Genomic DNA, 13,148 nt, shown 5'->3' on the forward strand with positions numbered 1-13,148 from the left:
CTACCTCCCTGTTGGACTTAGGCCGGGCCTCGTGCCCGGCTTTTTTTGTCCCGCGTCAGGCGCCCCCTCGGCAGGGACTTCCCAAGGACCGTGACAAGCCCTACAAGGCGCGTGATTTCATGCGCAGGAAGGGCAATGGCATGCAGGAACCGACGATCACCCCCGAACTGATCGCCGCGCACGGGCTCAAACCCGAGGAATATGACAGCATCCTGCAGATCATCGGTCGCGAACCCAGCTTTACCGAGCTGGGGATCTTCAGCGCGATGTGGAACGAGCATTGCTCCTACAAGTCCTCGAAGAAATGGCTGCGCACGCTGCATACCGAGGGCCCGCAGGTCATCTGCGGCCCGGGCGAGAATGCGGGCATCGTCGATATCGGCGACGGGCAGGCCGTGGTCTTCAAGATGGAGAGCCACAACCACCCCAGCTATATCGAGCCGCACCAGGGCGCCGCGACCGGCGTTGGCGGCATCCTGCGCGACGTCTTCACCATGGGCGCCCGCCCCATCGCCGCGATGGACGCGCTGTCCTTCGGCATGCCGGACCATCCCAAGACCCCGCATCTGGTCAAGGGCGTGGTCGAGGGGATCGGCGCATATGGCAACGCCTTCGGCGTCCCGAACGTGGGCGGCGAGGTCCGCTTCCACCCCAGCTATAACGGCAACTGCCTGGTCAACGCCTTCGCGGCGGGCCTGGCGGATACGAACCGCATCTTCTACTCGGCGGCATCGGGCGTGGGCATGCCCGTCGTCTATCTGGGTGCCAAGACGGGCCGCGACGGCGTCGGCGGCGCGACCATGGCCAGCGCCGAATTCGACGACACGATCGAGGAAAAGCGCCCCACCGTTCAGGTCGGCGACCCCTTCACCGAGAAGAAGCTGCTCGAGGCCTGCCTGGAGCTGATGCAGACCGACAGCGTGATCTCGATCCAGGACATGGGCGCGGCGGGCCTGACCTGCTCGGCCGTGGAAATGGGCGACAAGGGCGGTCTGGGCATCAAGCTGATCCTGGACAACGTCCCGCAGCGCGAAGCCGCCATGACCGCCTACGAGATGATGCTGAGCGAGAGCCAGGAGCGCATGCTCATGGTCCTCAAGCCCGAGAAGGAGGCCGAGGCCCGCGCCATCTTCGAGAAGTGGGACCTGGACTTCGCCATCGTCGGCGAAACCATCGCCGAGGATCGATTCCTGATCGTCCACCGCGACCAGGTGATGGCCGACCTGCCGCTGTCCAAGCTGTCCTCCAGCGCGCCGGAATACGACCGCCCCTGGGTGGAAACGCCCGCCGCGGCCCCGGCCGAGGCCCTGCCCGCGATCGGTCCCATCGACGCGCTGCGCGCCCTGATCGGCAGCCCGAACCACGCCCACAAGGGTTGGGTCTGGGAACAGTACGACACGCAGGTCGGCGCCGATACCGTGCGCCGTCCGGGTCTGGGTGCCGGCGTCGTCCGCGTCCACGGCACGCAGAAGGCCATCGCCTTCACCAGCGACGTGACGCCCCGCTATGTCCGCGCGAACCCCTACGAGGGCGGCAAGCAGGCCGTGGCCGAAGCCTATCGCAACCTGTCCGCCGTGGGTGCGCTGCCGCTGGCCACGACCGACAACCTGAACTTCGGCAACCCCGAGAAGCCCGAGATCATGGGCCAGCTGGTCGGCGCCATCAAGGGCATCGGCGAGGCCTGCCGCGCGCTGGACTTCCCCATCGTGTCAGGCAACGTCTCGCTCTATAACGAGACCGACGGCAAGGGCATCCTGCCCACGCCCACCATCGGCGCGGTCGGCCTGATCGCGGACCTGTCCCAGATCATCGCGGGCCTGCCCGAGGATGGCGACGTGGCGCTGGTCATCGGCAAGACCGAAGGCCATCTTTCGCAGTCGGCCCTGGCATGGGAGGCATTCGGCCGCGAGGACGGCGACGCCCCGCATGTCGACCTGGCGACCGAGCGCAAGCATGGCGAGTTCCTGCGCGCGAACCGCAGCCACCTGCGCGCCGCGACCGACCTGTCCGAGGGCGGCCTGGCGCTGGCGGCCTTCGAGATGGCCGAGGGCGCGGGCATCGGTCTGCGGCTGACCAGCGATGACATCGCCCAGCTGTTCGGCGAGGATCAGGCCCGCTATCTCGTCGCCTGCGACGCGGATGGTGCCCAGGCGCTGATCGCTGCGGCGGCCGAGGCCGGCGTGCCCGTCGCGCAGGTCGGCACCTTCGGCGGCCAGGCCGTGCAGTTCGGCGACGACGCCGCCGATCTGGCCGATCTGTCCGCGACCTTCCGCAGCGCGTTCGCCACCGCGATCGCGGGCGACGTGCCCGATCACGCCTGATCCGTCGGGGGCCGCCACCCGCGGCCCCGACCATCCCCAAGAAGGAACGGCGCATGGCAAGGCTTCTCTGCATCTGGTTCGGCGCGGGCCTTCTGCGCCCCGCACCCGGCACCTGGGGTTCGCTGATCGCGGTCGCGATGGGCGTGATCCTGCACCGGATCGGTCATTTCCCGCTGCTGGCGCTGGCGACCGGACTGGTGATCCTGCTGGGCTTCTGGGCCGTGCGCGTCCACACCGCCGGAATGGACGATCCCGACCGCTCGGAAATCGTCGTCGACGAGGTCGCCGGCCAGTGGCTGGCGCTGATGGCGCCCTCGTTCGGGTTCTGGCATGCGGGCCTGCCCGCCGACAGCTTCCCCTATCCGGGCTGGCTGGCGGCCTTTGCCTTCTTCCGCCTGTTCGACATCTGGAAACCCTGGCTGGTCGGCCGCGCCGATCGCCGCCACGACGCGGCTGGCGTGATGATCGACGACCTGTGGGCGGGGATCTTCGCCGCAATCGCCACGATGGCGACCGCCGCCATCGCGCACGGGGTGCTGATGTGAGCCTCGCCTCGGATGCGCTTGATGCCGCGCGGGCCCGTGGCGTGATGATCGCCACCGCCGAAAGCTGCACCGGCGGCCTGATCTCGGGCGCATTGACCGAGATTCCGGGCAGCTCGGATACCTTCGACCGAGGCTTCGTCACCTATTCCAACGCGGCCAAGATGCAGATGCTGGGCGTGCGTCAGGATACGCTGGCGCGCCACGGCGCCGTCAGCGAAGAGGTCGCGGCCGAGATGGCCGAAGGCGCGCTTCGCAATTCGGATGCGGGTATCGCGGTTGCGGTGACCGGCATCGCAGGCCCCGGCGGGTCCGAGCACAAGCCTGAAGGCCGCGTCTGCTTCGGCATTACCGACAGCTTCGGGACGCGCACCCTGACCGAGGATTTCGGCGCGATCGGTCGCCAGGGCGTCCGCGCCGCAACCGTCGATCTTGCCCTGCGCCTGCTGATCGAGCGCGCTCAGCCCTGACCGCGAAGGATCGCGGCCAGCGCCTCGACCTCTGCGTCGGGGGTGTCCCATGCACAGACCAGCCTGACCGAGATCGGATCGATCCCTGCCGCCGTCTTGTCGGGCCAGGGATAGTACTCCGCCCCTGCCGCCATCGCGCGTTCATGGGTCGCCGCAGAGATCTCGGCAAAGACGGCGTTCGACTGCGCAGGGACCAGAAGGCGGCCGCCACCCTCGACCACGGCTGCGGCAAGGACCTGCGCCTTGGCGTTCGCGTCCGTCGCCAGCCTGCGCCACAGCCCATCACCCGCCAGCGCCAGCATCTGCGCCGCCAGGAAGCGGTTCTTCGAGAAGACATGCCCGGCCTGCTTGCGGCGATAATCGAACCCCTCGGCCAGGGCCGGATCGAAGAAGACGACCGCCTCGGCGGCCATCGCGCCGTTCTTGGTCCCGCCGAAGCACAGCGCGTCGACCCCTGCCCGCCAGGTCAGATCGGCGGGCGCGGCCCCAAGATGCGCCGCCGCGTTCGAGAAGCGCGCCCCGTCCATGTGCAGCGGCAGCCCTGCGGCATGCGTTTCTCGGGCCAGTTCCTGTACCTCGGGGATATCGTAGACGGTGCCCCACTCGGTCGCGTTGGTGATCGACACCATCGCGCTTCGACCCTCGTTCAGGCCGCCTGCGGCCCCCTGCTGAAGCGCGACATGCAGGATCTCGCGGTCCAGCTTGCCGTCAAGACCCGGCAGCGTCACCAGCTTGGCCCCATGAGAGAAGAATTCGGGCGCGGCGCATTCGCTGGTCTCGATATGGGCGTCGGCATGGCAGTAGATGCGCCCGAAGGACGGCGACAACTGCGCGCAGACCAGCGCATTCGCCGCCGTTCCGGTCGAGACGAAGCGCACGACGGCCTCGGGGGCCTCGAACAGGTCGCGGATGGCCTCGATCGCCTCGGCGGTGATGTCGTCCCCGCCATAGGGGCGCGCGGCACCGTCATTCGCGCGTTCCATCGCGCGGAACACGTCGGGATGGGCCGAGCGCACGTTGTCAGAGGCGAAATTCATGTCAGATCCTCGATGATGTGATCTTCCCAATCGTCCTCGTCCACGGAAAGTTCATTCACGGTCCAACCACGAACGCTCTCGCCCGCGCGATGGACGGCTTCGGGATCGCCCGAGATCAGGTGGTGCCAATCATGCAGCGGCTTGCCCTCGGACCGCAGGCGGTATGCGCAGGTGCCCGGAAGCCACCACGAGATCTCGTCCAGCTTGGCGGGGGTCAGCACCACGCAATCGGGCACGAAATCGTGCCGGTTGGGATAGGACGAGCATTGGCAGGTCTGGCCGTCCAGCAGCTTGCAGGCGACGCGGGTGAAGGCCAGCTCGTCCGTGTCCTCGAACTCGATCTTGTTCAGGCAGCATTTTCCGCAGCCGTCGCACAGCGCCTCCCATTCGGGGCGCGTCAGATCCTTGAGCGGAAGTTCCCAGAATTTCGGTCGCATCATTGCCCCGCCAGGATGGAGCGGGCGCGATCGGCATCATCCTCGATCTGGCGGACAAGCGCCTCCACGCCGTCGAAGGCCACCTCGTCACGCAGGAACTCGACCAGCGCCACCGACAGGTGCTGTCCATACAGATCGCCGTTGAAGTCGAAAAGATGCACTTCAAGGTTGGGAGTGTTCTTCCCGAACATCGGGCGCACCCCAAGCGAGGCCACGCCCGTCGCGGGCCCCTTGTCCGGGCCGGTCAGCACGTCCACCAGCACGGCATAGACGCCAAGCCGCGGCAAATGCAGCCCGTCCATCGCCATGTTCGCCGTGCGCCAGCCCAGTTCGCGGCCGCGCTTCTCGCCGTGGATGACCTCGCCGTCGATGCGGTGCCAGTGGCCAAGCATCCGCTCGGCCTTGCGGGTCTCGCCCTCGGTCAGCGCCTTGCGGATCGCGGTCGAGCTGTAGACCGCATCGCCGGACTGGATCAGCGGCTGGATCGTCACGCCAAAGCCCATCCGGCGGCCCAGTTCCTGCAGCATGGCGGCATCGCCCGCGCGTTTGGCGCCGAACTTGAAATCCGCGCCGACCGTCACATGCGCCACGCCCAACCCATCGACCAGAACGTCCCGCGCGAAGCCTTCGGGCGTCAGGCCCGCCAGCTCGGGTCCGAAGGGCAGCTCGTACAGGTGATCGACATGCAGGCGCGCCAGACGGTTCGCGCGGCTTTCCGCGTTCATCAGGCGGAACGGCGGCGCGTCGGGCTGGAACACCTCTCGCGGGTGGGGCTCGAAGGTCACGACCCCAAGCGGGCCGTCATGGGCCGCGCGCGCAGTGTCGATGACCGCGCGATGCCCCAGGTGAACGCCGTCGAAATTGCCCATCGCGACCGAGGCGCCCTTCGCGCCCGCAGCAATCGCGTGCCAATCGCGGTGGATATGCAAATGGGCCCCCTTCGGGGCCGCGCCCCGTCAGTCGAACTTGCGGCTTGGGGCCAGGACGACCGCCTCACCCTTCAGCACGACCGTATCGCCCACCAAACAGCGGGTTGCAAGCGTCACCCGCCGTTTCCAATGTTCGATCGACTGGACCGTCACCTCGGCCCGGACCGTGTCGCCGGGACGCACCGGCGCCATGAAGCGCAGCGTCTGCCCCAGGTAGACCGTGCCATGCCCCGGAAGCTGCTCCCCGATCACGGCCGAGATCAGCCCCGCCGTCAGCATGCCATGCGCGATCCGCCCCTCGAATATGGTGTCGCGGGCATAATCGTCGTCCAGATGCACGGGATTGCGGTCGGTCGAGACGGCGGCGAACATCTCGATGTCGTCGTCGGTAATCCGCTTCTGCAGGTACCGCGTCATCCCGATCTCGAGATCCTCGATGACGACGGTGCCGCGGGGAAGGTTATCAAGCATGGTGCCGCCCTTCTGACCAATATCGCGGCTTTCTGCATAGCAGCGAAACAATATTAGTTCAAGAATGACGTTGCACGTGGCATTTTATTGCTGACAGGCCCTGCGCGGAAACCGGCAGGGCCTGCAACGCTCAGCGAAGGCGCCCGATCGCGAAGGTCGGCTTGCGCCCCTGGCGCTTCAGCCAGTCCTCCAGCATGTCGCCCTGCGGGTTCTCGACATCGTCGCCGAACTCTTCGGCGGCAAGACCGCCCGTGACGAAGATGCTGTCGATGCCCTGATCCTCGGCGCCCTCGATATCGGTGAAGATCCCGTCACCGACCGCAAGGAAGCGCGCGTCGTCGCCCAGCCCGAGGATCTTGCGCGCGCGGTCATAGATCGGCGCATGCGGCTTGCCGAAATACAGCGCCGTGCCGCCCAGTTCCTCGTAGTATTTCGCCAGCGCGCCCGCGCAGTAGATGCGGCTGTCGCCCATGTCGACCACGATGTCGGGGTTGGCGCACAACATCGGCAGCCCGCGTTCCAGCGCATCGCGGAAGCGGTCGGCGTAATGCTCGGGGGTCTCGTTCTCTTCGTCGAAGGGACCCGAGGCGACGATGCCCTCGGCCTCGGACAGTTCGACCCGCGTGATGGCGGGCGCGTCCTCGAAGCCCTCGGGAATGTCGGTGAAGAAGCCGTCATCCTTGGGCTGACCGATATGCCAGACCTTCGTGCCGACAGCGCCCCGGAACAGGGCCTCCTGCGCGGCATCGCCCGAGCTGACGACGATGTCCCATGCATCGCGCGGCACGCCCATGCGGTCCAGCTGCGCGATCACGTATTGGTTCGGGCGGGGCGCGTTGGTCATCAGGCAGACCTTGCCGCCCGCCTGCCGATAGGCCCGAAGCGCCTCGACCGCGGCCTCGTAGGGCTGCTTGCCGTTGTGCAGGCAGCCCCAAAGATCGCAGAACAGCGCATCGTAGCTGGCCGAGATTTCGGCCAGCGAAGCGATGATGCGGGTCATCAGACGGCCAGGACCGGGATGATCTGCTTCTTGCGGCTGACGACGCCCGGAAGCACGACGGTATCGCCGGTCACGGTCACGCCGAAGCTGCGCTCGGCCACCGATTTCACGAACTCGTTCGGGACCAGAAGGGTCGCCTCTTCGCGCAGGATGTCCACGATGAACAGCAGAACCTCGTCGGCGCCGTCGGCAGCGGCGACGCCCGGCATGGCGGCCATCAGGCTGTCCTTGCGGTCCAGCAGGACCTGCGGCGCGGTGGTTTCCAGAACCGAGACGCGCAGCTGCTTGCCGCCCAGCTCGTATTCCTTGCTGTCCATCTTCAGCAGCGCGTCATCCGCGAATGCGCTGACATCCGACTTGGCGGCGAACATCTCGGCTGCGTATTCCGGGATGTCGATGCCCAGCTCGGCGGCCAGCTTCTCGGCCACGGCGCGGTCGTGATCGGTGGTGGTCGGGCTGCGGAATTCCAGCGTGTCGGACAGGATGCAGGTCAGCATCGCGCCCTTCACCCAATCGGGCGCACCGGCGACGGCATCGCCCATCAGGTCGTGCATGATCGTCGCGGTGCAGGCCAGCGGACGGATGGTGATGTTGATCGGGCTGCGCGTCTTGATGCCGCCGACCAGCATGTGGTGGTCGATGATCTCCAGCACGTCCGCATCGTTGATCGAGGCGGGCAGTTCGGCCGGGTTGTTCGTGTCCACGATGACGCATTTGTCGCCCGCGGCCACGTCCGAGATCATCGCGGGCTTCGGCAGGTCCCAACGCGACAGCATCCAGGCGGCCTCGGTGTTCGGCTCACCCTGCAGGACGGCTTCGGCCGGGGTCTTGCGGACCTCGTTCAGATACCAGGCCCAGACGATGGGCGAGCCGGTCGAATCGGTGTCGGGGGCCGTGTGGCCGAATACCTTGATCATATGCGCCTCGGGTTGTTGGCATTGCGTTTTCGCGTCGGGTTATAGGCCGCGCGGCAAGCGTTGTCCACGACCGGAACAACGCTTGCCGGACATGAAAAAGGGCGCCCGAAGGCGCCCCGTTCCGGTCGATGTCCGACGATCACGCGGCGCGCGACATCAGAACCTCTTCGACGCGCTTCTGCGCGCCACCTTCGTCCAGCCCGCCGACGGCCGCGACTTCGCGGGTCAGGCGGTCCAGCGCGGCCTCGTACAGCTGACGCTCGGAATAGGACTGTTCGCGCTGGTCGTCGCTGCGATGCAGGTCGCGCACGACCTCGGCGATCGACAGCAGATCGCCCGAGTTGATCTTCTGCTCGTATTCCTGCGCACGGCGCGACCACATCGCGCGCTTGACGCGGGCCTTGCCCTTCAGCGTCTCCAGCGCACGGTCGATCAGGTCGGGCGAGGCCAGCCCGCGCATCCCGATCTCGGCCGCGCGCGAGGTCGGCACGCGCAGGGTCATCTTGTCCTTGTCGAACGAGATGACGAACATCTCCAACCTCAGTCCGGCGACTTCCTGCTCTTCGATCGACACGATGCGACCGACCCCATGTGCCGGATAGACGACAAAATCATCGGGGCGGAATTCGTTCTTCTTGGATTTCGACATATGGCTTCCTCTGAATGCGCCCCTTTTCCGCAGGGCGCAAAAAACCGCAGGAGGCTGCCGCCACCTTCGGTCCATCCTATTTCATGTCTTGTTCCCTGGCCCGGCAGAGGGCTGGGATCGGCAGCATAGTCGCAGGCGGACGGGTTTAGCCCCCGTGCGACCTGCGCGATTGGTCATGTATAACACAAAAATGACGCCGAAAAAAGCGCTCTCGACGCATGAAGGGCACCCTGGCCACGAAGGGGCGGGTGCGAACCGTCACCTTGGCGCGGGGATCAGTCCCCTTCGCCCGGTGCCTCCGAGAAGTATTTCTCGAGCTTGCCTTCCACGCCGTCCATCTCGGCGGCCTGCGGCATCGGGTCCTTCTTCTGGGTCAGGACCGGCCATTGCTCGGAATACTTGCGGTTGAACTCGACCCACTGCTCCATGTCCGGCTCGGTATCGGGGCGGATCGCATCGGCGGGGCATTCGGGTTCGCAGACGCCGCAATCGATGCATTCGTCGGGATGGATGACCAGCGTGTTCTCACCCTCGTAGAAGCAGTCGACGGGACATACCTCCACGCAATCGGTGTATTTGCACATGATGCAGTTGTCAGTCACGACGTAGGTCATGTCACGCTCCGTTGGGTCCGGGGCGCTGATTACGCCTGTGCCTGATCGCTTGCAAGACCGGGGTGGCGAAAAGACGCGTCCTGCGCCTCGGCATAGAGGGCCTGCGCCTCGGAGGCCGGGCCGCGGCGGTCGCCCAGTGCCAGCACCGTAAGCGTCCGGACGCGGCCATGCGCCGACAGGGTCAGCACGTCGCCGGGACGGACGGCCTTGCCGGGCTTGCGGCAAGGCTGGCCGTTGATGCGCAGCCCGCCCCCTTCGATCCGTCCGGCCGCAAGGCCGCGCGTCTTGAAGAGGCGGGCGTGGAAAAGCCACTTGTCCAGCCTAAGGCCGGGCTGCGCATCCAACTTACTTCTGGTCCTTCAGCTGCGCGAGGATCGCGAAGGGGCTGTCGGGATCGGCCTTCTTCTCGGGGCGCGAGGAATAGGTCTTGGGCGCCTGCGATGCAGGCTTGCCGCCCTTGCCCTTGCGCGCGGGCTTGCCGCCCTGCCCTTCGCGACGTTCGCCGCGCGGTGCGCCGTCCTTCTGGCCGCGACGGCCCTGACCCTGCGGACGATCGCCTTGCGGACGGCGGTTGCCGCGCGGCTTGGGCGCCCAACGGAAGGTATAGAAGACCTCGTTCTCGACCTCGGCGGGGGCTTCCTCGGCCTCGCCTTCGGCTGCACGCTTCTCGGCCTGCTCGGCCTCCCATTTCGCGCGGGTCTCGGCGGCAAGCACCGATTCCTCTTCGGTCATGGGGGCATCGCCCTGTGCCGGGGCCTCGGTGACCGGGGCCGCCTTGGCCTTGGGACGCTCGCCCTTCTCGGCGGCATAGCCCAGGCCCTGCATCAGGCCCGCGAACTGTTCCAGCGTCATGCCCGTGATCGACAGCATGTCGGGGTTCGCCTCGAAGCCGCCGCGCGTGTCCTGCGCGCGCAGCAGGTCTGCCAGACGCTCCAGCATGTCGATGCGGATCGCACGCTCGCCCGCGGGGCGATAGCCCGACAGCGTGTAGACGGTGTCGGCCAGGTCCGGCAGATGCGGAATCGTGACCAGGCCCGGCGGGGGGCTTTCGGGGAATTCGGCAAGCCCCTCGTGCAGCGACCACAGCACCAGGCGCAGGCGCGTCGGCGCGGGCTTCAGCAGCGCGGGCATGAAGATGGTGAACTGGCCGAAGCGGACGCCGTGCTTGCGCAGCTGGCCGCGGGCCTCCTGGTCCAGCTCCTTGACCTCGTTGGCGACGCCGTCGCGCGGCAGGACGCCCAGGGCCTCGACCATGCGGAACGCGAAGCCGCGCGCCAGGCCGGTCAGGGCCTCGTCCTTGCTCATGACCAGAAGCGGCTCGAACAGGGCCGCGACCTTGCGGTCGATGAAATGCTGCAGGCGGCGGCGCACCTTCTCGGCGATGTCGGCACCGGCCTCGTCATCGACGAATGCCTCGACGCCGGGGTTCAGCGGGTCCGACCCGCGGACCAGCTTGCCCACAGCCGCGTCGCCCCACATGAGGCCGCCCTGCTCGGTAAAGTCCATCTCGGTGTCGGGCGCGTTGTAGAAGCGGTCCGCGCGCAGGTGGAATTCCGGGCGCAGCGCCTCGTAGCTTGCGCGGTTCAGCATCTTCGCCTCGTCCGCCGTCGCGGTCTGGTCGGGGCGGAAGCGGAAGCCTTCCAGCCGGCCGGCGAATTCGCCCTCGACCGACACTTCGCCCTTATCGTTCACTTCGGCCACAAGGCTCTCCTTCTGCTTGAGCCGGCGCAGAAGCACTGATGTGCGCCGGTCCACAAATCGTTGCGTCAGCGCCGCGTGCAGCGCATCTGACAGGCGGTCTTCTACAGCGCGAGTTTCCGCGCGCCAATGCTTTTCGTCCTGAACCCAGCCGCTTCTTTGCGCGACATAGGTCCATGTGCGAATATACGCCAATCTCTTGGATATGGCGTCGATATCGCCATGCGTCCGGTCGATCCGGCGAATGGCCTTTTCCAGCCACTCGGCGGGAATCGTTCCTTCCTGCAGGAAACCGAAGATCCGCTGCAGCAGCGTGGCATGTTCCATCGACGAGATGCCGCGGAAATCGGGCACCCGGCAGACATCCCACAGCAGCTTCACGTCGCGGCCGTTCTGCACGCGGTCGCGGATCTCGGGGATCTCTCGCAGGATCTTCAGCGCGCCCAGGTCGTCGGCCTCGCGGCCCCGGACCAGGATCTCGTGCTCGGGCGAGGTCTCGAGGCTGGCGACCAGCCGGTCCATCGTCCCGAATTCCAGCTTGGGGTTGCGCCACATCAGCCGCTGGATGGGGGCGAAGCGGTGGTTCTCCAGCGCCTCGATCAGGCCGTCGTCCAGGATGCGCGCCTCGCCCGTCACGCCGAAGGTGCCGGATTCGGTGTGGCGCCCCGCGCGACCGGCGATCTGGCCCAGCTCGTGCGGGAACAGTTCGCGCACGCGGCGACCGTCGAACTTGTGCGTCGCGCTGAAGGCGACATGCCGGATGTCGAGGTTCAGGCCCATGCCGATGGCATCGGTCGCGACAAGGTAATCGACCTCTCCGGCCTGGTACATCTCGACCTGGGCGTTGCGCGTGCGGGGGGACAGCGCACCCATCACGACCGCGCAGCCGCCCTTCTGGCGGCGGATCAGTTCGGCGGTGGCATAGACGTCGTCCACGCTGAAACCCACGACCGCGCTGCGCGCGGGCATGCGCGACAGCTTCTTCGACCCCGCCCAGGACAGGGTCGAGAAACGCTCTCGCCGGACGAATTGCGCCTCGGGGACCAGTGCGGCGATCGCGGGGCGCATGGTGTCGCTGCCAAGGAACATCGTCTCCTGCAGGCCGCGCATGTGCAGCAGGCGGTCGGTGAAGACGTGGCCGCGTTCGGGATCGGCACACAGCTGGATCTCGTCGATGGCGACGAAATCGGCGCCGATCTGGGGCATGGCCTCGGTCGTGGCGACCCAGTACTGCACGCGGTCGGGAACGATCCGTTCCTCGCCCGTGACCAGCGCCACGACGGACGGGCCGCGCGCGGCGACGATGCGGTCATAGACCTCGCGCGCAAGCAGCCGCAGCGGCAGGCCGATCACGCCGGTCCTGTGCGCCAGCATCCGTGTGATGGCGTGATGGGTCTTGCCCGTGTTCGTGGGGCCGAGAATGGCGGTGATCCGCCCGCGGGTCATCATGTTCATGCCCTCAGATATCGGTGCCGATGCGCGCGCGTTCCAGACGTGCGACGCCATCGATCGCTTCCTGCTGGTGGGGGTGGATCGCAAGGCTTGCGCGATAGGCGTCCAGCGCGCGGTCCTCCTGGCCCAGCTCCTCGAGCATCGCGCCCAGCTGCGTCAGGGCGATGAAGTGGCGCGGTTCCAGTTCCAGCGTGCGCCCCAGGTCGGCCAGCGCGGGTCCGACCTGATCGGATGCCGCGAACGCCGCAGCCCGCGCCTGATAGGCCGCGGCGAAATCGGGCGCATGGTCGATCAGCGCGGTCAGGTGCCCGATGGCCGCCGGAAGGTCGCCCTGATCCAGCGCGGCCTCGCCCCGCTGCAGCAGGACGTCCATCGAGGCCGATCCGGAACGGGACCATTCGCGCAGGATGTCGGCCTCGGCGATGCGCCAGCCCTCGCCCGTGGGGCGGGCCAGCCGGTCGAACGCGTCGGCCAGCGGATCGGCCGCTGCGGGCGTCGTCAGGGTTGCAAGAACGATGAAAATCGTCAGAACTCGATGACGCAGTGCCGCGACGGCATTATGGAAAACGTTACGATCCGCGCTCATAACGGCAGCTGTAACCCAGCCCGCA

General features: G+C 67.2%; 14 protein-coding genes. 3 read left to right on the forward strand and 11 right to left on the reverse strand.

What is annotated here, in order from left to right; translation table 11 throughout:
* Positions 1-140: 140 nt before the first annotated feature.
* Genes purL through F804_RS0105025 form a run of 3 tightly spaced genes read left to right on the forward strand, consistent with a single transcriptional unit; the run spans position 141 to position 3,333 of the window.
* On the forward strand, positions 141-2,321 hold the full coding sequence (gene purL / locus F804_RS0105015) for a phosphoribosylformylglycinamidine synthase subunit PurL (RefSeq protein ID WP_028725633.1): 2,181 nt from the start codon (positions 141-143) through the stop codon (positions 2,319-2,321).
* Between the two features lie 53 nt (positions 2,322-2,374).
* Complete coding sequence (locus tag F804_RS0105020; RefSeq protein ID WP_022706658.1) at positions 2,375-2,866, forward strand: phosphatidylglycerophosphatase A family protein; 492 nt, start codon at positions 2,375-2,377, stop codon at positions 2,864-2,866.
* On the forward strand, positions 2,863-3,333 hold the full coding sequence (locus F804_RS0105025) for a CinA family protein (RefSeq protein ID WP_022706659.1): 471 nt from the start codon (positions 2,863-2,865) through the stop codon (positions 3,331-3,333). Before F804_RS0105020 ends, F804_RS0105025 begins: the two co-directional genes overlap by 4 nt.
* Here F804_RS0105025 and F804_RS0105030 read toward each other — a convergent pair.
* The 11 genes from F804_RS0105030 to F804_RS15690 form a co-directional block, all read right to left on the reverse strand.
* Positions 3,324-4,370 (reverse strand): threonine aldolase family protein, encoded by a 1,047-nt coding sequence (locus tag F804_RS0105030; protein WP_022706660.1) that lies wholly within the window; start codon positions 4,368-4,370, stop codon positions 3,324-3,326. The two genes, F804_RS0105025 and F804_RS0105030, sit on opposite strands and share 10 nt — an antisense overlap.
* Positions 4,367-4,807: a YcgN family cysteine cluster protein gene (locus F804_RS0105035; RefSeq protein ID WP_028725634.1), complete on the reverse strand. Its 441-nt coding sequence runs from the start codon at positions 4,805-4,807 to the stop codon at positions 4,367-4,369. The genes F804_RS0105030 and F804_RS0105035 overlap by 4 nt, the downstream gene beginning before the upstream one ends.
* Positions 4,807-5,736 carry a bifunctional riboflavin kinase/FAD synthetase gene (locus F804_RS0105040; protein ID WP_022706662.1) on the reverse strand — a complete coding sequence of 310 codons (930 nt, stop codon included), beginning with the start codon at positions 5,734-5,736 and terminating at the stop codon, positions 4,807-4,809. Before F804_RS0105040 ends, F804_RS0105035 begins: the two co-directional genes overlap by 1 nt.
* A gap of 27 nt (positions 5,737-5,763) precedes the next feature.
* On the reverse strand, positions 5,764-6,207 hold the full coding sequence (locus F804_RS0105045) for a MaoC family dehydratase (protein ID WP_022706663.1): 444 nt from the start codon (positions 6,205-6,207) through the stop codon (positions 5,764-5,766).
* A gap of 130 nt (positions 6,208-6,337) precedes the next feature.
* Positions 6,338-7,207, reverse strand: coding sequence for a TIGR01459 family HAD-type hydrolase (locus F804_RS0105050; protein WP_022706664.1), 870 nt, complete (start codon positions 7,205-7,207; stop codon positions 6,338-6,340).
* Positions 7,207-8,124 carry a manganese-dependent inorganic pyrophosphatase gene (locus F804_RS0105055; protein ID WP_022706665.1) on the reverse strand — a complete coding sequence of 306 codons (918 nt, stop codon included), beginning with the start codon at positions 8,122-8,124 and terminating at the stop codon, positions 7,207-7,209. Before F804_RS0105055 ends, F804_RS0105050 begins: the two co-directional genes overlap by 1 nt.
* Before the next feature lie 139 nt (positions 8,125-8,263).
* On the reverse strand, positions 8,264-8,773 hold the full coding sequence (locus F804_RS0105060; RefSeq protein ID WP_022706666.1) for a CarD family transcriptional regulator: 510 nt from the start codon (positions 8,771-8,773) through the stop codon (positions 8,264-8,266).
* Positions 8,774-9,048: 275 nt separating this feature from the next.
* A complete protein-coding gene (fdxA, locus tag F804_RS0105065) occupies positions 9,049-9,387 on the reverse strand; it encodes a ferredoxin FdxA (RefSeq protein WP_022706667.1) in 339 nt (112 codons plus the stop codon).
* A 29-nt stretch (positions 9,388-9,416) separates the two neighbouring features.
* Positions 9,417-9,731 (reverse strand): RNA-binding S4 domain-containing protein, encoded by a 315-nt coding sequence (locus tag F804_RS15685; protein WP_022706668.1) that lies wholly within the window; start codon positions 9,729-9,731, stop codon positions 9,417-9,419.
* Position 9,732: 1 nt separating this feature from the next.
* A complete protein-coding gene (locus F804_RS0105075) occupies positions 9,733-12,534 on the reverse strand; it encodes a helicase-related protein (RefSeq protein ID WP_028725636.1) in 2,802 nt (933 codons plus the stop codon).
* A gap of 10 nt (positions 12,535-12,544) precedes the next feature.
* The gene (locus F804_RS15690; protein WP_022706670.1) at positions 12,545-13,123 is read right to left on the reverse strand and encodes a tetratricopeptide repeat protein; all 579 of its coding nucleotides are present in this window, start codon (positions 13,121-13,123) and stop codon (positions 12,545-12,547) included.
* Positions 13,124-13,148: the final 25 nt, after the last annotated feature.

The organism is Paracoccus zeaxanthinifaciens ATCC 21588 (assembly GCF_000420145.1).
GTDB classification, from domain to species: Bacteria; Pseudomonadota; Alphaproteobacteria; order Rhodobacterales; family Rhodobacteraceae; genus Paracoccus; species Paracoccus zeaxanthinifaciens.